The organism is Stieleria magnilauensis, assembly GCA_007753675.1.
GTDB lineage: Bacteria > Planctomycetota > Planctomycetia > Pirellulales > Pirellulaceae > Stieleria > Stieleria magnilauensis.
Window position 1 is genome coordinate 9,697,969 of sequence record CP036432.1, and the last position, 21,207, is coordinate 9,719,175.

Sequence of the window (21,207 nt, forward strand, 5' to 3'; positions counted from 1 at the left end):
ATTCCTGAAATGCCTGGCACCCGTTTCCCCGTTGTAGGACACGGAGCAAGAGATTGAAAATTGAAAAATGAAAACTTCCAATTGCAAATTTGCATTTTTCAATTTTCAATTTTCAATTTGCAATCTTCCGTCCGTCCAGGTTCCTCACGCCCCATCCTGCCTCAGCTGAAGCGAGGCCGAGCGGTGACGAAATCAAAAGGAAGCCGTCTGTTGAACCCCGCTGGGGTTCCCCTGTCCTCTGCGCCCTCACCCCGGGGTGCGCTTCGCGACCCCGGGCTTTGTTGTGGCACCGCTCTGCGATGTGCACCACAGTGCGGTGCTTAGCCCAAAAGGCGCTCCGTAATACAATCGACGTCCCCCGGGCATCACCCATCCTCCGCGCCCGCTGCACTCGCTCGCCACCGCCCCACCGTGACCGCACTTCAAACGTCGACACGGTCAACAATTCGATGAAGCCCAACGACAGACACAACCGAGTGCCGGCGAAAGACTCGCCACTTCAAAATCCTGAATCCGTCACTTCGGTTCATTTCATGGTTCGTCATCGCCTCGCCTTGCAACCATGAAGGCAAGTGGCTGATTGCTCGGGATCAACACGAGCGTATCCCGTTTGGTTTTCGCTGCGATGTACGGCTTCCCTGAAACCACCACCGACCCAGCTGCAACAAAGTACCACACCGACGTCGTTTTGTTCGCATCCTCCGGTGCAGGGACCTCGACAGTATCGGCATCAATGAAGTTCCATTGTGAGGATTCAACCGATCCGTCTGAAAGATTCCGTTGAACGTCCCAAATACCGAGAAGATCAAAGTCAGCGTCAATGGGCACCAAGTCTTCCCCCAGCTTCTCCGATACCGGCTGCAACATACTGTTGACCCACTCCTCTTGTCGGCGTCGCATGTCTCGCCGTTCGGCTTGCGCTTCGGCAACCGCAAGTCTCACCGATGATAGATCATCGAGGAAGGTCCCGATTCCGTCGTGAACACCAGAAGTCGCGTTGACGTAGATCGCTTCAAGCTGGGGAAACACACCGATGCAACAGTCGCCGCCAAGGGCTTCCCATTCGCCGGGGAACACCGATGTCTCAATGGCCGCCATCAAGGAATCGTATTCGAGCTGATCTGTGGTGGCGTCGGCATCTTTGCCAGTGGATCGAAGGAGATCACCAACTTCGTAAACCTTTGGATAGGGATCCTCTGCTTGACGTTTCGCCTGACCAGACGCATAGCCTTCTCGGAAACCGACTCGGTTGCCGGCAAGGAAGCCCGCGACGCAAAGGCAAGCGAACAGCATGAAAGCGATCGAGAAACGAAGGTTGCTGCGGTTCAAGATGACACTGGCGTGGTTAACGAGATTGTGTTTTCGATGGACTCCGACCCCGTGCCTGCGAGTGCAACGGATGGTCCGCACGTCCGGCCGCGACGACAGCACGAGCCATCGCCGCTGATGGTCAATGTAACCGATCGACAGACGCCAGTCCGTCTTCGCAGACCGAATCCACCGCCCACTGCCCCGTCACGATCAAGGCGTCCCTTCTGCGCCGAAGACGCGTTCTTATCCCGGAGGGCCGTCGATTTAATTCCTGACGGATATGGCACCCTTCTCCCCCACAAATCGTTAACAAGCTTGCTTGTCGAATTGTGGGGGAGAAGGGGTGGGGATGAGGGGGCTGGCGATCGATGTGGCAGCCATCTCACTGGTCGCAGAGCACGCGGTTGGGCGGTTATCCTCGATGCCATTGCGGGCCAGATGCGTTGCCCCTCACCCCCTGCCCCTCTCCCCAAAAAACGCTGGACGCTTCGCGTCTTTGGCGTTTTTTGGGGAGAGGGGAGCCAGTGTATTTATTTGAGATCCGGCAGTCATACAATTGACGTCCCAACGAGGGCGCAGCCAGATCCGAAAGCCCGGCGGGCTGACAGAGTGCTTGCCGGTCCCGTCAGGGCCCGGACGTCAACCGCACCTTCCGCGCAGGCCTGGAAGGCCGACACAGGACGTACTGTGTCGCCGCCGCATGGACGGTGTCGCCCTTCCTGGGCTGCTGCGAGAAAACGATCTCCCAACCGGCGGCTCACACCGCCGGCATTCACTCTGCCTGCCCTCCGGGCGTGAAAAGTATTGCTGATGCATTTTGCTCCCCACGTCGCCATGGGAACACTCACCGACGCCAATCACGTCGCGGTTTCACGCCAGCGGCGTGCCCCATCAAAGCTTGGGGTCGCGTCAGCGCACCCCAAGGTCCGGTCACCATCAGGCCGCCAACCCCAACGGGGTTGAACAGAGCAACACGGTTCGCCCAATTCACGCCGCCGTTTGCGCACCCCGGATTGTGCCGCGCCGTTTGTTGAACCCCGCTGGGGTTCCCCTGTCCTCTGCGCCCCCACCCCGGGGTGCGCTTCGCGACCCCGGGCTTTGTTGTGGCACCGCTCTGCGGTGTGCACCACAGAGCGGTGCTTAGCCCAAATGTCGCTCAGTAATACAATCGACGTCTCCCGGGCATCACCTGTCCTCCGCGCCCGCTGCACTCGTTTGCCACGATCATCGCTGCCGTCTCCAGACCGTCTGCTTCCCGAATCTCTTGGCCGCAGGTCATCAACGCTGTGCTGCCAACGGCGTGTTGATCTCATGGGTGCACTTCCAATGTCCGAAGTCGCTCGACTCCCAAGCAGCGGCGCGACCTGCGTTCGCTCGGATTCGTCTTCGAGTCGAAGAAAAACACCCTCGGACCACACGACGCGAGTGACGGGGGAGCCATGCGTCTGCGGATCACTCAACGGGCCACAAGAGATCAAGACGCCGACCGCAACAAAACGCTGATGACCTGCGGCCGGAGGATTCAAGAAGCTGGCGTCAGCCTGCCGCCCCGGACCACCTGTCCTCCGTTGCAGCCAATGGTGATGCCACATCGGACTCGGTGACCGCATCATGGAACGCGTCGGTACCGGGACCAATGCCGCGCCCCGAACACTTGGCAGCGGAGGATTAGCGAACGATTCGCCAGCAGCGGTGGATGCGGCGGTTGCGGAAATCTTCCGGCACGGTCTGTTTGGAAATCTCGTGACACTCGGACACATCCAAATCCGCCGGATCGAACTTGAAGCGGCGAAAGTTGGTCGAAAAGAAAATCACGCCGCCCTTGCGCACCAACGGCAACAGCGTTTGCAACATCGGCACCGCATCGGTCTGCACGTTCCAATCACGCTCGGTCTTCTTGCTGCGTGAATATGTCGGCGGATCGAAGACGACCAAGTCGTAGCGTTCACCGGGAGGATGCTCGGCAATGAACTGGGCGACATCGCTGGCGATGAATGTATGTCCGTCTTGGCGTTTTTCGTCGATCAGTCCGTTGATCCGCAGATTCTCTTTCGTCCAGGAAAGGTACGTGTTGGAGAGATCAACACTGGTCGTTTTGCGGGCGCCACCGGCCGCCGCGTAGACGGTGAAGGATCCGGTGTAAGAGAACAGATTGAGCAACCATTTTCCTTCGGCGAGGTCGCGGACCATCGAACGCGCGATGCGGTGATCGAGAAACAACCCGGTGTCGACATAGTCGTCCAAGTTGACGAGAAACTTCAATCCGCCTTCCTGAACGACGATCCGGTTCCCGGTGTGGTCGACTTTCTCGTGTTGCGTGTTGTCTTTTTGCCGGCCACGGCGTTTGAAGTGAACGTTGGCCGGCGGCACGTCCAGCGTCTCGGCGGCGGTCCGCGCCATCAGATCCAACCAGTTGGCGTGCTGGGCGGGATCGCGATCATGGGGGCGTTCGTACTCGGTGATGTGCAAGTGGTCTTCGTAACGATCGACGATCAAGGGGATCTCGGGAATGTCGCGTTCGTACAACCGAAAACAAGTGATGTTGCGTTTGGTCGGCCAGCGCCGCAAATGTTTTGCGCGTTTGCGCAGCCGCGTCGCAAACAGGTCAGCCTGATGAATGGCCTTGTCATCCAGGTGACCAAACGCGGCCGGCCCGGCGGCGTGCGTGTACGGCTTGGCAGGCGCTTTGGTGGCAGGCGTTTTGGTGGCGGCGCTGCCAGTGGATTTCTCCGAACTCGGTTCCAGTTCGGGTGCGGCCGCCGTGTCCGTTGCCGTGTCCGCTGCCGCCGGGTCGGATTCCGCAACCTGCTGGCCGACGACGCGTTTGGGGCCATGGAACTGATAGTAAGTGCATTCGATCCGGCCGTTGTAGAGTTTCCTGCGCCGGTCGGCCTGTCGCCCCACCGCGGCCTCGAAATTCGGATAGGCGGTCAGAAAGTAGTGCGACCACGTTGGCAACCCACGCAGCACTTCGGGAAGCGATCGGTACAGCGTGTCGAGTTCTCGGTCTTCGCCAAGACGTTGGCCATAGGGCGGGTTGGTGATCAGGCAGCCGAAGCGACGTCGGTTGGTCAGTTTCAGTGCATCGCCGGGTTGAAAGTGAATCGAATCGGCGACGCCGGCGCGGGCGGCGTTGTCACGGGCCGCGCGGAGGACGCGTCCGTCGATGTCGCTGCCCAGAATCCGTTCCTCGATCGAATCGACTTGTGCGGCCCGCGCTTCGCTGCGCAGATCCGGCAACAGCGTCGGCGGGACGGTGGGCCAGGATTCGAAGATGAATTCGCGATCGATGCCGGGCGCGATGTTGTGCCCGATGCGTGCCGCTTCGATCGGAATGGTGCCGCTGCCACAAAACGGGTCCAACAACGGACGGTCAGGTTTCCAAAAGCTGAGCAGCACCATTGCCGCGGCCAGCGTTTCTTTCAGGGGGGCCTGTGAGATATCGGTGCGATACCCCCGACGATGCAGACTGCGGCCGGTCGTGTCGATGGTCACCGTCGCGACGTCTTTCAGCAGCGCGATGTCGATTTTGAACGGGGGGCCCGTTTCATCCAACGTCGTGGTCGCATGATCGCGCATCATGGCATCGACGACGGCGCGCTTGACGGTCCGCTGACACGCCGGGACGCTGGAAAGTTGTGATTTGATGGACCGCCCGGTAACGGGAAATGCGGCGTCGATCGGCAGCAGATCCCCCCACGGGATCGCGCGAACGGTTTCGAATAGGGCGTCGAAATCCGCGGCAGGAAACTCGGCGACGCGAAGCAACACGCGGTCGGCGCAGCGCAACTGCAGGTTCGCCCGGGCGACGGTTTCCAGGTCGCCGCGAAAGTGCACCCGCCCAGATTCGCCGATCGAAGCCTCCATGCCGAGGGTTTCCAACTCTCGGCGGACGATCGCTTCGAGTCCGAAGGCGCAGGTGGCGATGAGATCGTGGGTCGATTGCACGGAGTCGTTCGTGGGGTACAGGGTCTGTCGTGGGGTGTTGTTCGTTCGGTTGCAGGATTATCCGAGAATAACAGACCTGTCCCGGCGGGATAGGTGCGGGGATTGGCGGAGCGGCCGACTGGAAGCCTATCCCACTGGTGGATGGATGACAGGCTAGAAGCCTCTCTCGCGGGTGGCTGCGGGCCGGATGCAGGCCGAATCGGCGATTTCGCCCCGACTACCAGCGACCCTGGCAGACGGAGTACACTCTTGGGCTCGCCCACCCCGTTTCCCGCCTCAGAAAACGACTTTCGATCGGATATTCAATGACGAGTTCCACGACTCAGAAATCCAACGGCATGTGGATCATTGCCGCGTTGGTGGTGTTGTTGCTGATACTGCACCAGGACAACTGGTTTTGGACCGATGACACGCTGGTGTTCGGTTTCATGCCGATCGGCTTGTTTTGGCACGCCTGTATCTCGATCGGAGCCAGTTTGACCTGGGCGTTGGCGACGGTGATCGCTTGGCCGCTTCCCGACGAAGTGGATGAAAACGGCGACGTCTCTTCAACCGAGGAGGCGGCATCGTGAACCATCCAGGACTCCCCCAATTAATCATCATCCTGATCTACCTGGGTTTGTTGCTGCTGCTCGGGCTGTCGTCGAGTCGACTGTTCAAGGGCACCAAAGAAGACTACCAGGTCGCCAGCCATTCGATCGGCCCGTTCCTGTTGTTGATGAGTCTGTTCGGGACGACGATGACGGCGTTCGCGTTGGTCGGCAGCAGCGGTGAAGCTTTCAAGGAAGGCATCGGCGTCTACGGGATGCTGGCCAGTAGCAGCGGCATCATCCACTCGCTGTGTTTTTTCTTGATCGGCGTCAAGGTTTGGAAATTCGCACGGCGACACAAATACACGACGCAAATCGAATTCTTTCGCGATCGGCTCGAAAGCGACTTCATCGGTTTGCTGCTGTTTCCGATCCTGGTCGGACTGGTGGTGCCCTACCTGTTGATCGGTGTGATCAGCAGCGGAACGGTGATCCAATCGTTGACCGCAGGCCTGGCACCGAACCTGGAGATGTTTCAGGCCTACACGCCGGACGGCAATCCGATCATCGCACTCAACGGTGGAGTTCCGCCGTGGCTGGGATCGCTGGTGATTTGCGTGGTGGTGCTGGTCTACGTGTTCTTTGGCGGCATGCGTGGGACCACCTGGGCCAACACGCTGCAGACGATCGTGTTCATGATCCTGGGCGTGGTCACGTTTTATGTCATCGCGACACGTTTGGGCGGGCAAGACGGTTTGATGGCGAACCTGAACGCGTTGGCCGAATCGGTCCCGGAAGAAAAGATCACGCGGATGGAGATGAGCAAGACGAAGTTTTTCACGTACCTGCTGATTCCGCTCTCGGTGGGCATGTTCCCCCACCTGTTCCAACACTGGATGACCGCCAAGAGCGCCAACACGTTTAAGGTTCCGGTGATCTGTCACCCGATCTTTATCATGATCGTTTGGGTGCCCTGCGTGCTGGTCGGCATTTGGGCGACGGGCGATTTGATTCCGGCGAAACCACCGCTACCGAGCAATCCGAACACGATTTTGCCGTTCCTGGTCAAGACGCAAACGGGCAAAGTGCTCGGCGGCTTGTTGGCCGCGGGGATCTTGGCGGCGATCATGAGCAGCCTGGACAGCCAGTTCCTCTGCATCGGCACGATCTTCACCAACGACGTACTGACGCATTACAAGGGCAAAGAAAACGTCACCGATGCTCAACAGGTGCTCTACACCCGATTGTTCATCATCGGAATCGTCGCGATCACCTATCTGCTCAGCCTGGGCAACGTGAAGAGCGTGTTTGCGATGGGAGTCTGGTGCTTTAGCGGATTCAGTGCACTGTTCCCGATCGTCTTTGCCGCGCTCTATTGGCGTGGCCTGTCGGCAGCCGGTGCGATCAGCGGAATCTGTGCGGCGATCGTCAGCTGGAGCGTATTGTTCTATCAAGCACTGGAGCAAGACGCGCTGCGAACGTTCGTGTTGAAGTTGCCGCTGGGTGGTGAAGAGTACGAGATCATGCCGGTCGTCGTGATGTTGGCCAGTTCGCTGGTGACGATGATCGTGGTGTCTTTGGTCACCCCGAAACCGAGCGAAAAGACGCTGGCGCGGTTCTTTTGATCGCCGGCTCACTGTCGCTGCTCTTTATCGCAGCTCTCATCCAACGGAGTCGCTTCACCGACTTGATCGACGGGGTGCGTGTAGAGATAACGCCAGACGGCTTCGTGCATGAACGAACCGTCGGCCGGGTTCTTGTAGGCCCGGCTGCCCGGCTGGACGCTGCTGTGAGCACGGCCCGCGTCGCCGCCGACATCGAAATCCGTGATCAACCGACGGGTGTTGGAATACGGTGGAGACGCCTGATCGACGTTCACGATAGGGCCGAACTTGTGCATCCCCAACAATTCCCAACTGCGGCAGTAGTGGTCGCCGGTCCAACCCCCGTCCAAGACGTGCGAAAACCCGAAGTAGCGGTTTTCGGGTGTCGCTGAGGGCAGGGCTTGCCAAACCTGATGCTGATCCCGCGGACCACACAACGCCACGACTCGACTGACCTTCACATGCTTTGCGAAGCGGGCCGCGGTGGTCGATCCGTGTGAGCTGCCCGACATGATCACGTTTTCCCACCGAAGCTGCGAACGGTCCTCCGTCAAGAACTGATCCCAGTTGCCCTCGGGATGTTTCTCGCTGAGCCAGCGGACGAACTGAAGCGAACGTTCCATCATGCCATCGGGCTTCGGGATGTCGACTTCGTCGCTAAAGTCTTCGCCCGTCGCTGCTTCCAAGCGTATGTTGCCACGACAATGTTCCCCGACCGGCGTTTCGCGACAACAGAGGGAGAACCAGCGGTTGGCGTAGTGCGGCCGGATCACGTGTAACCCGTAGCTGTTGAGACGATCAAACAGCGCGGTGTTATTGCCCATCAACCAGATCACCAATTTGCCCTTGGCAGGGACGTTCGTGTCGACCGACGCATGTTGCACGTCAGCCGGTCGGCCCTTGGCGTCTTCGATCAAGAATCCGATTTCAGGATGGGCTTGGCAGCGGGGATCGATTTCACTGGCCCTGGCTTCGAGGCGGGTGGGTGAACCAGCGGGTTCGGCGGCATGAGTGAAAGTCGCAAGTGCGAACGCGACGAATGCAATTGCAGTAAGTGGAAACGCAACGGCAATCGTGCTCGCGAATCGGTGGTGTGTCATCAAGTTGTCAGTCGGATACTGGGAAAGTTCAGGGAAAAAGGTTGCCGCAATCCAGGGTCAGCTCACAGTCCTCGCAAATCTCATGTGCAACAAATCCACTCGCCGTCGAGCTCGCGGTGTTGGATTCGCAAGCTGGAAGCTTACGCCACTTTTTAAGACCATCGGCATGCACAGCATGCACTACGGCTCGTTCGACATCAGGGACTGATGGGCTTGCCCAACGACGTCGTTCCAGTGGCCCATTTCACGTTGTCGCACCAACCGCATGTTGGGGTACCATTCGGTGCGGTCTCCGTCGCACAACCAACGCCAATCGGGGACCCGCCCCAACATCACCGTGGTCGGGACACCCAGGGCGCCGGCCAAGTGCGCGACCGAGGTGTCGGTGGTGATGACATGATCCAGGTTTTTCATGACGGCTGCGGTGTCGGTAAAGGCGCCGCCACTGGTGTCGGTGTCAGCGGGCAATCGGTCGATGGCGTCGCCGAAATCAACTTGATCGAGTTGCTCGCTGCCGAAACCAAATTGCAAACTGATCAGGTTCAGATTCTTATCTTCGGCGAGCGGTCGAAATGTTTCCAGCGGGATGCTTCGGTAGACATCGGCATGGTGTTTCGGGTTGCCTTGCCAAGCGATCCCAATGCGTTTTCGATGGTCCTTGCCCATCGCGGTTTTTTCCATCCAGCGATCCCAGTAGCTGACCAACGGGTCGGAGACATTCAGGTAACCGCTGAGGTCGTCCCGTTCGGCAAACTTTTTGGCGGCATACGGCAAGCTGCCTGTCGCCTGGTACCAGCCATCGACGGCATCAATAAACGACGCCTGAAAATCCACCGGCGGCAATTGGCTTCCCACCGGCAGCAGCGTCTGCACGCCTCGGACGGACGTAAACAGTGGGATCATTTGCGGATCGGTCTGCACGACGACGCGAGCCCCGTCGGCCGCCAACACGCTGGCCATCCGAATGAAATGCATCTCGTCCCCGCGACCTTGTTCGGGATACAGCAAGATCGAACGCCCTGAGATCGGCTCCCCTTTCCACAGCGGGGCGCGCGATTGGGGACGGCGCAATCCGCCCATCTTCCATCGCCAACGGTATTCCGGCCAGCCACGATCGAAGTCGCCCAACAACAGATAGATCACGCCCAGGTTGCGATGCAACTCGGGATCATCGGGTGCGATTTGCAGCCCCTTTTCATACCACCGCAGCCCGCGTTCGATTTCGCCGGACCAGATCCAAAGCGTGCCGCGATTCTTGTACACCGACAGGTACTTGGGATCCTGCGACAACGCCTTTTCGAAACAGGCATCACTCTCCTGGACGTCGCCGGTCATGCGAAGGGAGTTGCCAAGGTTGTTCCATGCGATCGGGAATTCGTCTTTGAGTGCCAGCGCGGTGCGATAGGCGCGGATCGATTTTCCGTACTGCCGCTGGTCAAACAGCGCGATACCGAGATAGACATGCGCTTCGGGGTTGCGGGGGGCCTGCTTGATGACGTGCTGATACAAACGCAGCGCATCATCGATCTTGCCGGCTTGATGAACTTTCCAGCCCTGCGAGAGGACCTCGGCGACGGTCGGCATTGAAATCAGCTGTCGGAGAGAGAAGAGCGTGAGAGGCAGGAGGAGTCTAATCCAAACCTGGGCACGAGCGAACGCGGCGGGGCAGCCATTTGCGTGGTGACGACCGAATGTCGTTCCCCTGTGCCGTTGAACTGCCGCGTGTGGCGAAAAAAAAGGGCGGCGATTTTTCAATCGTCGCCCTGATTTTCGGGATGGCTAAGTGGCGTACGCTTCCAGCTTGCTCAACGGGTAACGCGATGAAGCTTTTATTTTCTGCGTCTGACGAGGTTTTAGCGGAAGGGCGCGAGCCCTCCGGTTCGTCATCGTTACCGGAACACCGGAGGGCTCGCGCCCTACCGCTAAAAAATGCTTCACAGCGTTGTTCCACGGCGTACGCCGGATGCGGCTAATCGAGGAACCCGACCAGGTCTTGGCTGCGACTGGGTTGCTGCAGCTTGCGAACCGCCTTGGCTTCGATCTGACGAATCCGCTCGCGGGTCACCTTGAAAATGTGCCCGACCTCTTCCAGCGTGTAGCTGTATCCGTCACCGAGCCCATAGCGGAGCTTGATGATTTCGCGTTCGCGGTAGGAGAGCGATTTGAGCACGTTGGTGATTCGGTCGCGGAGCATTTCCTGCGTGGCGCCGATCTGGGGGCTTTCCGCGGTTCCGTCGGGCAGCAGGTCGCCGAACTGGCTGTCTTCGCTGTTGCCGACCGGACGGTCCAGCGAAATCGGGAAGCGGCTCATGGTGAGCACTCGGCGTGCTTCTTCGACGGTCACATCGGCCCGGCGTGCGGTTTCTTCGATCGTGGGTTCACGACCGAGTTCTTGCAGCAATTGCCGAGCGACGTTGCGAACGCGGCTCATCGTTTCGACCATGTGAACCGGAATCCGGATGGTTCGGCTCTGGTCGGCGACGGCACGGGTGATCGCTTGTCGAATCCACCAAGTCGCGTAGGTACAGAACTTGAACCCACGGCGGTATTCGAATTTGTCGACCGCTCGCATCAAGCCGGCGTTGCCTTCTTGGATCAGATCCAAAAACGACAGACCGCGGTTGCGATACTTCTTGGCGATCGAGACGACCAGCCGCAGGTTTCCTTCGCTCAACTCCCGCTTGGCCTGCTGGTACTCGGCGTAGACCATTTTCAGCATGCGAACTCGATTGCGAAGCGAGGTCGGCGTTTCCTGACACGCGGTCAGGATTTGGCGACGTTCGTGCAGCAATGCATCGCGGGTTTCGCGGCCGTGCTTGGTCCGCCGTTGATCGCGGATCAGCGAATCGATTTCGGAAATCCGGCGACTAAATTTGTCGAGCAAGTCGATCCGAGTCTCGATCCGCTGGGTTCGCAGCCCCAGTTCTTCGATCAACCGGACGGCTCGACGTCGACGACGTGCCAGGGCACGCCACGCTTCGGCGCGACGGCGCTTGGAAGCACTCTTGCTGAGCGCGACTTTCCAGTCGTGCTTGTTCCGTTTGAGCAACGTTTGCAGCGTCAGCAGGTTGTGCGGCAGCCGTCCGATGATCTGCTCCTTCTCGAGCCGATCGGTCACCGAAACCTGGACGGTTCGGTCGAAGGGCAATTGGCCGCGATACACCTTCTTGAGCGTCTTGTAGGCTTCGACCAGCACGTAGTGGTTTTCGAGCAACTTGGTGCGGAAGCGGCGCCGGGTCTCTTCGATCCGCTTGGCCAACTCAATTTCTTGACGGCGGGTCAGCAAGGGAATTTCACCCATCTGGGTCAAGTACATCCGCACCGGGTCGTCGGACCAGGTTTCCGCCTCTTCAACGGCTAACAACTCATCGGGACTGTCCAATTGGACTTCGCCTTCGGCCACTTGCGAAGGCGAGCCCACGCCACCATCCTCCTCGTTCTCATCAACAGGAAGTTTGCGAAAGCCACCGGTGACCGCCTCGGCGGAATGTGCGGCGACGTCTTCAAATTCGTCCAAAAGGGTGTCGAACAAAACTAAAACTCCAAGAGGAACAGTGCAGGATATCTGTAATGAATAATGATCGGTGTGTCGGTTCGGCGTAGGGGGTTTTGGTGAAAATCACCAAACCATTTACTCCAGTTCAGCTGGCGGGTTGATCGTGACCAACCCACATCGCCGGGAACCATGGCGAGCTATCCAACGGTGTCTGATTCAAATTCGCTGGTGAAACTCTACCACCCCCCTTACGTTTCCCTGGTGGCCTCGGCTAATTGGAAAAACTTTCCAGTTGTCCCAGTTGGCCGTGATTGGTTGACTTTGCCGGGAGCGAGAAGGCGCGCTCGCGCTGCTCCCATTTCTCCTCTTCCCGTGCAAATTTTCCCCAAGTATGCCCCCTGTCTTTACTCCGCGACGGTTAACGACGCTTCCCAGCGTCCCGAAATCGAACCATCAGATTTGTGCTCACGTACAGTTACTGACTTGTACCGATACTTTAGTTACTTGTACCGATACCTACTTGTACCGACTGATGGAGATTCGTTTCTGGAATGCGTCAACCGTTGCTCGTAATGGACTTCGACCCTCGCCTTCCTGGCCGTTCCCGACGTGTTCACGCCACAAAGGTGAATCGCAAATCCGAATCCATCGGATTGCTGGTACGAACAAAGTAGTTCGTTATTAAACCGCGGGTCATCGGGGATGTCCGACAGGCGTCGTGATTGCAATCTTGGGCGAGTGACGAATCATTTCGCACTGCGACGTGCAACCAGTTCGGTGTGGGAGCGGCGTGTAATGTGGTGTGATCGAGGACGTCTAAGATTTTAGTCTGGTCGCCAGTCGGGTCCACCCGCAACAACTTCAAAACTTCTTCATATTTTCGCCGATGCACTTGCTATCTTGCCCAAATTGCCACGCTGAACTGACGGTCACCCCTGCACAGGCGGGGGACAGCATGCAATGCCCCCACTGTCACGCCGATGTGGCGATTCCAAAACTGGGTGAGTTGCGGGAATTGCCGCAAGTCGAGGACGCCCCAGACCGGTCGACCGCGACAGCACCCTCGGGCGGCAGCACTATCGCGTTTCTGCTGCTCGGCCTGATTGCCGTCGCGCTGCTATTGGGGGCGGGATACAACGCGGTTCGCTGGGCAATGATCGAGACGACCACCACCACGGAATCGCATCTGGCCGAGATCGAAGAAAGCTACGCCCGCGTCGAACCCGCTTCGGTGGTCCTGGATTTCGAAGACATGGAAGTCCGCTCACTCGATATGGTGTCACCGTATACCTACCACGCGGTTGTCACCGAAAAGTCCAGATGGGGGTGGAACGCGGTGATCACGGCCGGCCTGGCCGTCGTTTGCGGGATCGGCGCGTTCGGCGCTGCGTCGCGTGGTCGCAAGGGCTGATTCCGTCCGTCCGCTCCATGCGGACACTTGGGCGAGTCCTCTGTATTCGGCATCTTGGCAAGGACTCGTCGCCTCGTCCACTACCGCCTACCCGAAAACCAAGGTGCGGCGGATCCCTAACTGCAGAGCTTGATCAATTCGCGGCAGAAATCCGGCAGATCATCCGGTCGGCGGCTGGTCACGTGGTTTTGATCGACCACCACCGCGGTGTCTTGGTAGTTTGCGCCGGCGTTGATCAGGTCGTCTTTGATCCCAGGGGATCCGGTCACGTTGATGCCACGGTAGACACCGGCCGAAATCGGAATCCAGCCGCCGTGACAGATCGCGGCGATCGGTTTCTTGGCGTCGTTGAAGGCCCGGACCAAATCGAGCACGACGCAATCACGCCGCAATTTGTCGGGCATGAATCCGCCAGGCACGACCAGCGCGTCGAAGGTCGCTTCGTCCATCTCGTCGATCCGGGCGTCGGAGACACAGGGGTAGCCATTCTTGCCGGCGTAACAACGCCCCGCCTCCGGGCCGGCGACGGTGACCGACGCACCGGCTTCGATCAACCGCAGTTTGGGATACCACAGTTCCAGATCCTCGTAGATGTCTCCGACCAGGATCAGCACGGTCTTGTCCGTCAACGGAGTGTCGCTCATCAGAAGCACCTACTTTTTGACCAGATAGCGTTGATACGCGGCGACGGCCAACTGGTCACAGCGTTCGTTTTCCAGATGGCCGGAATGGCCTTTGACGTGTTCGAACTTGATCTGATGTTTTTGCATCAACCGATCCAGTTCCTGCCACTGCTCGACGTTCTTGACGGGGACGAGTTTCGAGCCGTCTTTTCGTTTCCAGCCGCGACTCTTCCAGCCCTTCATCCAGCTTTGCATCCCCTGCAGCACGTAACTGCTGTCGGCATACAAGGTGACTTCGCACGGTTCCTTCAAGGCCTTGAGCCCTTCGATCACCGCCTGCAGTTCCATCTTGTTGTTGGTCGTCTGGGGATCGCCGGCGGCGCGTTCGAGTTCCTTGTCGGTTTTGCCGCACCGCAAGATAAACGCCCAGCCACCCGGTCCGGGGTTTCCGCTGCACGCGCCGTCGGTAAAGAGTTGAACTGGTTTCATCGCGAGAGAGTCTTTCGGTGATCGCCGGTGCTGTCAACGGGGAACGCAGTCGCCGCGACCGGTCGGATGCATCGGGCGATTGCCGATCTTCGCCTGGGAAAGAAAGGGCCAAGATCGCTTAAAGGCTACACGTCAACGGTTGCGGAATGAATGGGAGGCATGGGTTGCAGGTCGATCGGACGCGCGGGTAATTCATCTTTGCCAACGGCGTTGCTACTTGGCAACCAGCTACTTGGCAACCATGTCGCCGGTCACGTCACCGACGGTGCCCTTGGTCGGTGCGGGCAATCCGCGTGGCTGCGAGAGTTCAGCGGCCAGTTGAATCGTCTCGTCGCTCAATCGCCACGGCAACTCGACCCAAAAGGTGCTGCCGCGTCCGAGTTCACTTTCAAAACCGACTTCGCCGCCGAGCAGTTTTGCCAGTTCTTTGACGATCGAGAGCCCCAAGCCGGTGCCGGCGAATTCGCGGGTCAGCCCTTCGCCGTCGAGCACTTTCCGGCTCTGTCGGAACTTCTGGAAAATCACCGATTGATCCTCTTCGGCGATCCCCACGCCGGTGTCGATGATCAACAGACGGAACCGTCCGGTCGAGATGCCGCCGGACAGATCGACCACGCGGACGGTCACCATTCCGCCTTCGGGCGTGAACTTGATCGCATTGGAAAGCAGGTTGTTGACGATTTGACCGAGCTTGTTGGGATCCTGAAACGCGGTCGGCAGATCGTCGGGGACGTCGACGGTCAACGAGATGTCTTTTTCCTCCGACAGCGATCCGATCATGTCGCACTGGGCGGTGACCAGGCGGCCGAGGTCGAATTCGTTCCGCCGGACCTCCATTTTCCCCGCTTCGACCTTGGCCAGATCCAGAATGTCGTTGATCATTTCCAGCAGCAGGCGTCCGCTCTTTTGAATGTTCTGCGCGTAACGCCGCTGTTTGTCGGTCAGCGAGTCGATCCCTTGTAAGACATCGGAGAAACCGATGATGCTGTTGAGCGGTGTGCGCAGCTCGTGACTCATGTTCGCCATGAAGTCGCTTTTGACGCGATTGGCTTCATAGAGTTGCCAGTTCAGCTGGGCGAGCTGATCGACGCGGCCATCGAGTTCCGCGTTGATGATCCTTTCTTTTTCCTGGCTTTCCAACATCCCCCGCAGCATTCGATTGAAGGCGTCCGCGAGCTCGCGAAACTCATCCTCCGATTCGATCACCGCACGCTGCGTCACATCACCATGGGTGATCGAATCGCTGACGTCGCGCAAGTGGTACAGCGGTTCAAGAACCAGGTAGCGGATCAGCGCATGCAGCATGTACAGCGTCGCCGCGACGATGAACAAGGCCAAGGCGACGACGATCGAGCTGATCCAGGTGGTTTGGTTTTCGGTGTCCTTGTAAGGCATGCTGACGCGGATCACCCGAAACGGCGCCAAACTGGCTTGTTCGGTGGGAGTGCCCGACGTGGCCAACGCCGCCTTTTCGCCTTCGGGGGCATGGCAGGTGATGCAGGTCAGTTTCGGAAAGACGGGGCGATAGTAAATGTAGCGGCCGTCGACCGGTCCGAGCTGCTGGTGCACCGGCAACGTGCCGAGCCCGATCATGCTCATCGATTCGTTTTCGCCCAAGTCGATCGACTCGGAGATGTCGGGTTGCTGCTGGGCGATGCGACGGGCCAGCTGGCTACGAAATTGAGGCTCCAGCGTCCGCAGGCGTTTCAGTTCGGCGGGGTCCTCCGGCGGCGAGATCGGGGGCAGGTTGGTGTACGCCACCTGGTCTTCGAGCCCCAGAATTTCGAATTCGATGTCTTTGGCGAGCATCTCTGCCCGCAGACCGGCGAGAATCGGTTGGTTGGCCGCGATCGCTTCGGGGCTGCTGGTCTGGGCCCATTTGGCGTCGCTGTGCAGCAGCATCAGCTCGGCATCGGCCAAGTCTTGGGCCCGCTGCTGTGTCGTCCGCTGGACCAAGCGGTTACCGAGCGTCTGGACGACCAAGAACGCGCCGCACATCAGCAACGTGAAGGCCGACCCGAAGAAGAGCAGGCACTTTCGCTCCAGGCTCATCGACGAAAACAGTCCTTGAACCAGGCGAAACATGATACAGTTGGAATCGTTTGGAGAGGGCGAATCGGGTGAGATTGGAAAGACACGTCGCTGGAAGTATTACAGCACGCGCCCCGACCTTTGTTCTACAGAGCTTGGTTTTATCGCCTATGCTGAGGCTGCCGACAGACTGATTGCGACGTTCTCGTGGATGGAGAACAAGAGCAATTTGCCCAGTTTATCTGCTTGTGACGCGATTTTGGGCGAATTAGCATGGTCGGTTCTCACATTCGCCGTTTTCGGCGACGCTTTGACCGCTTTCCGAATCTTCCCACAACATCCGCGTGTCTCGTGCGGCACACCGGCCGCTCAGGAGCCCAAAACCATGAATCGAAAGGTCCGAAACGTATTTCAGTGGACCCTGGTCGTCTGCTTGACCGTGATGCTCGGCGTCGGCCCTGCATCGGCCGGCGGCTTACTCAAACGCCTCCGCGGAAACTCGTCTGATTCATGTGCAGAGGTTTGCTGCCCGGAACCGGCTTGTGTTTCCCAGCCGATCTGCCCCGCTCCCGTGGTCACCTGCTGCGATCCCGCTCCGGTGATCTGCTGCGATCCGGCTCCGGTCGTTTGCTGCGATCCCGTCCCGGCATGCGAAACGATTCCCTGCTCGCCAGTCGTGTCCGCCGATTGCTGTGGAAGTGCCGCGCCCGCGGCCCACGAAACCGCACCGATGAGCACCACCCCCGGCGACTCAGCCACCTTCGAGGCTCCGCCGACTCCCCAGCCGCCCGCAGAACCCGAGCCGGAACCGGCTGCTGAACCCGAGCCCGAACCAGAACCGGCGACCCAACCCGAGCCCGAGCCCGCGACGGAACCCGAGCCCGAACCAGAACCGGCGACGGAACCCGAGCCCGAGCCGGCTGCCACTGAGCCAGAACCGCCGGCCGCCGAAGCGGAAACCAGCGAAGCGGCAACCATGCCCGCCGAAAGCGAACCCTCCGTCGCCGAACCCAATCCGTTTGATCAAGCCCCGGCAACCGAGCCTGAGTCACCGGCAACCGAGCCCGAGTCACCGGCAACCGAGCCCGAGCCACCGGCAACCGAGCCCGAGCCACCGGCGACCGAGCCTGAGCCACCGGCGACCGAGCCGGCAGCCGAAGAACCCGCGCCGGCCGACGGCGGACTCGATGATCTGTTCGGTGACGCGCCCGCGACGGAAGCGCCCGCCGACGCCGCACCGCCAGCCGAAGAACCGATGGACGACCTGTTCGGCGATCCTGCACCGGCCGATGCTGCACCGGCAACCGAAGATCCGGCACCGGCAGACGGCGGACTCGATGACCTGTTCGGTGACGCGCCCGCGACGGAAGCGCCCGCCGACGCCGCACCGCCAGCCGAAGAACCGATGGACGACCTGTTCGGCGATCCTGCCCCGGCCGATCCTGCACCGGCAACCGAAGATCCGGCACCGGCAGACGGCGGACTCGATGACCTGTTCGGCGACGCACCCGCTGCGGAAGCGCCCGCCGACGCCGCACCACCAGCCGAAGAACCGATGGACGACCTGTTCGGTGATCCCGCACCGGCTGACGCTGCACCGGCAACCGAAGAACCGGCACCGGCCGACGGCGGACTCGATGACCTGTTCGGCGACGCGCCCGCTGCGGAAGCTCCCGCCGACGCTGCACCAGCCGCCGAAGACGCGATGGACGACCTGTTCGGCGACCCTGCACCACCGGCCGACGCTGCCCCGGCAGCCGAAGAGCCCGCACCGGCCGACGGCGGACTGGACGACCTGTTCGGCGACACGCCCGAACCAGCAGCCGACGCTTCCGACGCGTCGTCGGCGACCGAGTCCCTGGATGACCTGTTCGGCGATCCGGACGCCGCCGAGGACGCACCGGCAAGTGAAGCGAAGCCCGCCGACGATGCAGCGGACAATCTGGACGACCTGTTCGGAAAAGCGCCCGCGGCCGAGGGTTCACTGAGCGTTCAAGTCGTCTCCGTCGCTCCCGCCGTCGCGATCAGCCCGCTGGACGAGACCCATGTGCGAACGTGGATCGACAACACGGGCAAGTATCAGGTCGAAGGCCGCTTGATCGAAATCAACACCGACAACGTGCGATTGCTCAAGTCCAACGGCCGGACCTGCACGGTCCCCGCCGGACGACTGTGCCCGGCCGATGAGTCGTACGTCGATTCGATCCGCGATGAGATCAAGCAGTCGCGATTGCCTTTGCTGAGCAGCAAATAGCGTCCAAACTTGACATCGGCAAACGATACAGCGAGCCTATCGCATCCGCGATGGGCTCGCTTTTTTTGTTGACCGCCGTTTCGGCCTGTTGTTTGAAGCCGCCATGACTGACACCGTCCGATTGATGCATTACGACCCGCGTTGGCGGCAGGAGTTCGAGCAAACGCGGAGCGGGATTTTGCACAGTTGTCTCGGTTGGGTGATCGACGTTCAACACATCGGCAGCACCGCGATCGGCGGTATGATCGCCCGCCCGGTCCTGGATGTGATCGCGGCGGTCCGCGATGACGATGATTCCCAGCAAGCGATCGCCGAGTCATCGGACATGATCGAGGGGCTGAATTTTCGACGCGTCACCACACCGATGTGGGCCGCCGAAGCGATCGTGTTCTGCAAACCGCGTAGCGGAGAAGAAACCCATCGCGTGTTCTTGACCTATTTAGACAGCCCGTTTTATCGCAGTTCGATCGCCGTCCGTGATGCGCTGCGTTCCGATCGCGAACTCTCGCTGCGGTTCGAGGAAACCAAAGTCACCCGCTGGCGACAGGGGGCCGGCGAGCCGCAGAAATACGCCGATGACAAGTCGGTTTTCTTTGCGCATTTGATCGAGCACCACGGGGGCTGAGGTTCGTCCGCACTACCCCCGCAAAAACACCGGTGCCGCGTCGGTCGACGATTCGGCGTCGTAGCGATATCCGTCTTCGGCAAACTTCACCAGCTTGGCCGGCGTTTTGACTTTGTTTCGAATCACCCACGACGCCATCGTCCCGCGCGCCTTTTTGGCAAAGTAGCTGATCACACGATACTTGCCGTTGCTCTGATCTTTGAACACCGGCGCAATGATCTCGGCCTGGACGCTCTTCTTTTGAATGCTGCGAAAGTATTCGTTCGATGCCAGATTCAACAGGTACCGCGAGTCGGTCGCGTCGAGTTGCTCGTTGATCGATTGCGTGATTCGCGTTCCCCAAAACGCATACAGGTCCTTGCCACGACGGGTTTTCAGTGCCGTGCCCATCTCCAACCGATACGCCAGCATCGAATCGAGTGGCCGCAACACGCCGTAGAGTCCGGAAAGAATTCGCAGATGATCCTGCGCGTAGAGCAATTGTTTTTCCGTCATCTGGTCGGCCTGAAGCCCCAGATAGACGTCGCCCCTGAACGCCAAAACGGCCGGCCGAGACGCCTCGTCGGGCATCGGCAGCTGCCAGTCTTGATAGCGCCCGTGATTCAGTTCTGCCAGATTCTCGCTCACGCCCATCAGCGTCTGGATCTGCTTGGGGGTCTTTTTTTTCAGCAAGTCGACCAGCTTTTCGCTCTCGGCGAGCCATTCGGGAGTGGTCCGTGCCGGGACCTTCGGTCGGGATTCATAGTCCAGTGTTTTGGCCGGCGAGAGAACGATCAGCATGATATCGATGGGAAGCGGAGTGGACGGGGGGATTGCAATGGGGTGTGAAACGGTGCGATCGACTGCAGTGGTCGACTGCAGTGGTCGACTGCAGTGGTCGACTGCAGTGGTCGACCGCACTGGTAGACAGCACTGGTAGACGGGGGATTGTAGAACGAGTAAAAGCCTTGCCAATCACCGAAGCGTTTTCGTCCTCCTCCGTCAAGTGACACGCCGTGCAAGAACTGAACGAATCCATCTACGACCACCCGAAGTATTACGATCTGGTCTTCGGGGCCGATTGTGCCGCGGAGACCAAATTCATTCTGGGTTGTGCGGAGCAGTATTCGAGCCGACCGGCGAAACGATTTTTCGAACCGGCGTGCGGGACCGGGCGGTTGCTGTACTCCCTCGCCCGCCGCGGTCACGACGTCGATGGACTGGACTTGAACCCCAAAGCGATCGAGTTCTGCAACGCCAGGTTTGAGCGTCACGAGATGCCCCATCGCGCCTTCGTGGCGGACATGTCGGACTTTCGGCTGCGAAAAAAGACGGACGTGGCGTTCAACACCATCAACAGCTTTCGCCACCTGCCTACCGAAGCGGCAGCGCGCGGGCACTTCGAGTCGATGGCCGATGCCGTCCGCGTCGGAGGACTCTACCTCTTGGGCGTGCACCTGACGCCGACCAAAGCGATCCCCAGTGAAGGAGAATCCTGGTCGGCTCGGCGAGGTCACCTGACGGTCAACACACACATGTGGACCAATTCACGCGACCCCAAACGACGCGTCGAACGGTTCGGCATCCGGTTTGATATCCATCGTCCCTCGGGCTCGGTGCGGATCGTCGATGAACTGGTGCTGCGCAGTTACACGATGCGCCAGATGAAGGCGTTGATCGATCACAGCGGTTTGTGGGAGATCGTCGAAACGTTTGACTTTGGGTACGACCTGTCAGATCCGATCACCGTCGATGCGGCGAGCGAAGATGTCGTCTATGTGCTCCGCCGCCGGCGTTGAGCGACCC

At 59.7% G+C, this 21,207-nt stretch carries 15 protein-coding genes; 6 read left to right on the forward strand and 9 right to left on the reverse strand.

Annotation, left to right across the window (positions count from 1 at the left end; genetic code table 11):
* Positions 1–531: 531 nt before the first annotated feature.
* A complete protein-coding gene (locus TBK1r_RS34775) occupies positions 532–1,329 on the reverse strand; it encodes a hypothetical protein (RefSeq protein WP_145220437.1) in 798 nt (265 codons plus the stop codon).
* A 1,650-nt stretch (positions 1,330–2,979) separates the two neighbouring features.
* Positions 2,980–5,259, reverse strand: coding sequence for a bifunctional 23S rRNA (guanine(2069)-N(7))-methyltransferase RlmK/23S rRNA (guanine(2445)-N(2))-methyltransferase RlmL (rlmKL, locus tag TBK1r_RS34780; protein ID WP_145220439.1), 2,280 nt, complete (start codon positions 5,257–5,259; stop codon positions 2,980–2,982).
* 305 nt (positions 5,260–5,564) lie between these two features.
* Between rlmKL and TBK1r_RS34785 the strand changes: the two genes are divergently transcribed.
* Together TBK1r_RS34785 and TBK1r_RS34790 are read left to right on the forward strand one after the other, a co-directional pair.
* On the forward strand, positions 5,565–5,831 hold the full coding sequence (locus tag TBK1r_RS34785; protein WP_145220441.1) for a DUF3311 domain-containing protein: 267 nt from the start codon (positions 5,565–5,567) through the stop codon (positions 5,829–5,831).
* Positions 5,825–7,414, forward strand: a complete 1,590-nt coding sequence (locus tag TBK1r_RS34790) for a sodium:solute symporter family protein (protein WP_145220443.1) — start codon at positions 5,825–5,827, stop codon at positions 7,412–7,414. Before TBK1r_RS34785 ends, TBK1r_RS34790 begins: the two co-directional genes overlap by 7 nt.
* 8 nt (positions 7,415–7,422) lie before the next feature.
* Here TBK1r_RS34790 and TBK1r_RS34795 read toward each other — a convergent pair whose 3' ends face one another.
* The 3 genes from TBK1r_RS34795 to TBK1r_RS34805 all read right to left on the reverse strand — a co-directional run bounded on the left by TBK1r_RS34795 (position 7,423) and on the right by TBK1r_RS34805 (position 12,025).
* A complete protein-coding gene (locus TBK1r_RS34795; protein WP_419580693.1) occupies positions 7,423–8,493 on the reverse strand; it encodes a BPSS1187 family protein in 1,071 nt (356 codons plus the stop codon).
* Between the two features lie 180 nt (positions 8,494–8,673).
* Complete coding sequence (locus tag TBK1r_RS34800; protein WP_145220445.1) at positions 8,674–10,077, reverse strand: tetratricopeptide repeat protein; 1,404 nt, start codon at positions 10,075–10,077, stop codon at positions 8,674–8,676.
* A 385-nt stretch (positions 10,078–10,462) separates the two neighbouring features.
* Entirely contained in the window at positions 10,463–12,025 is a 1,563-nt protein-coding gene (locus tag TBK1r_RS34805) for a sigma-70 family RNA polymerase sigma factor (protein ID WP_145220447.1), read from the reverse strand.
* A gap of 850 nt (positions 12,026–12,875) precedes the next feature.
* Here TBK1r_RS34805 and TBK1r_RS34810 point away from each other — a divergent pair.
* On the forward strand, positions 12,876–13,400 hold the full coding sequence (locus TBK1r_RS34810) for a zf-TFIIB domain-containing protein (RefSeq protein WP_145220449.1): 525 nt from the start codon (positions 12,876–12,878) through the stop codon (positions 13,398–13,400).
* Positions 13,401–13,516: 116 nt separating this feature from the next.
* Here TBK1r_RS34810 and TBK1r_RS34815 read toward each other — a convergent pair whose 3' ends face one another.
* The 3 genes from TBK1r_RS34815 to TBK1r_RS34825 form a co-directional block, all read right to left on the reverse strand.
* Positions 13,517–14,044 carry a type 1 glutamine amidotransferase domain-containing protein gene (locus tag TBK1r_RS34815; protein ID WP_145220452.1) on the reverse strand — a complete coding sequence of 176 codons (528 nt, stop codon included), beginning with the start codon at positions 14,042–14,044 and terminating at the stop codon, positions 13,517–13,519.
* Positions 14,045–14,053: 9 nt separating this feature from the next.
* On the reverse strand, positions 14,054–14,512 hold the full coding sequence (gene rnhA, locus TBK1r_RS34820) for a ribonuclease HI (RefSeq protein WP_095742236.1): 459 nt from the start codon (positions 14,510–14,512) through the stop codon (positions 14,054–14,056).
* 228 nt (positions 14,513–14,740) lie between these two features.
* Entirely contained in the window at positions 14,741–16,597 is a 1,857-nt protein-coding gene (locus tag TBK1r_RS34825) for a sensor histidine kinase (RefSeq protein ID WP_145220454.1), read from the reverse strand.
* Positions 16,598–16,928: 331 nt separating this feature from the next.
* Here TBK1r_RS34825 and TBK1r_RS34830 point away from each other — a divergent pair, with 331 nt between their 5' ends.
* Positions 16,929–18,797 carry an SHD1 domain-containing protein gene (locus TBK1r_RS34830; RefSeq protein ID WP_145220457.1) on the forward strand — a complete coding sequence of 623 codons (1,869 nt, stop codon included), beginning with the start codon at positions 16,929–16,931 and terminating at the stop codon, positions 18,795–18,797.
* 103 nt (positions 18,798–18,900) lie between these two features.
* Positions 18,901–19,422: a GrpB family protein gene (locus TBK1r_RS34835; protein ID WP_145220459.1), complete on the forward strand. Its 522-nt coding sequence runs from the start codon at positions 18,901–18,903 to the stop codon at positions 19,420–19,422.
* A 12-nt stretch (positions 19,423–19,434) separates the two neighbouring features.
* Here the strand turns inward: TBK1r_RS34835 and yaaA are convergent, their stop codons facing one another.
* Positions 19,435–20,202, reverse strand: coding sequence for a peroxide stress protein YaaA (gene yaaA / locus TBK1r_RS34840; protein WP_145220461.1), 768 nt, complete (start codon positions 20,200–20,202; stop codon positions 19,435–19,437).
* A gap of 215 nt (positions 20,203–20,417) precedes the next feature.
* Between yaaA and TBK1r_RS34845 the strand changes: the two genes are divergently transcribed.
* A complete protein-coding gene (locus TBK1r_RS34845; protein WP_145220463.1) occupies positions 20,418–21,200 on the forward strand; it encodes a class I SAM-dependent methyltransferase in 783 nt (260 codons plus the stop codon).
* Positions 21,201–21,207: the final 7 nt, after the last annotated feature.

What these genes read in the sequence shown, in the direction of transcription:
- TBK1r_RS34815 (WP_145220452.1), bottom strand. Translation starts at nt 14,044, where the DNA reads ATGAGCGACACTCCGTTGACGGACAAGACCGTGCTGATCCTGGTCGGA.
- rnhA (WP_095742236.1), bottom strand. Translation starts at nt 14,512, where the DNA reads ATGAAACCAGTTCAACTCTTTACCGACGGCGCGTGCAGCGGAAACCCC.
- TBK1r_RS34795 (WP_419580693.1), bottom strand. Translation starts at nt 8,493, where the DNA reads ATGACACACCACCGATTCGCGAGCACGATTGCCGTTGCGTTTCCACTT.
- TBK1r_RS34825 (WP_145220454.1), bottom strand. Translation starts at nt 16,597, where the DNA reads ATGTTTCGCCTGGTTCAAGGACTGTTTTCGTCGATGAGCCTGGAGCGA.
- TBK1r_RS34830 (WP_145220457.1), top strand. Translation starts at nt 16,929, where the DNA reads ATGAATCGAAAGGTCCGAAACGTATTTCAGTGGACCCTGGTCGTCTGC.
- TBK1r_RS34785 (WP_145220441.1), top strand. Translation starts at nt 5,565, where the DNA reads ATGACGAGTTCCACGACTCAGAAATCCAACGGCATGTGGATCATTGCC.
- TBK1r_RS34810 (WP_145220449.1), top strand. Translation starts at nt 12,876, where the DNA reads ATGCACTTGCTATCTTGCCCAAATTGCCACGCTGAACTGACGGTCACC.
- TBK1r_RS34800 (WP_145220445.1), bottom strand. Translation starts at nt 10,077, where the DNA reads ATGCCGACCGTCGCCGAGGTCCTCTCGCAGGGCTGGAAAGTTCATCAA.
- yaaA (WP_145220461.1), bottom strand. Translation starts at nt 20,202, where the DNA reads ATGCTGATCGTTCTCTCGCCGGCCAAAACACTGGACTATGAATCCCGA.
- TBK1r_RS34835 (WP_145220459.1), top strand. Translation starts at nt 18,901, where the DNA reads ATGACTGACACCGTCCGATTGATGCATTACGACCCGCGTTGGCGGCAG.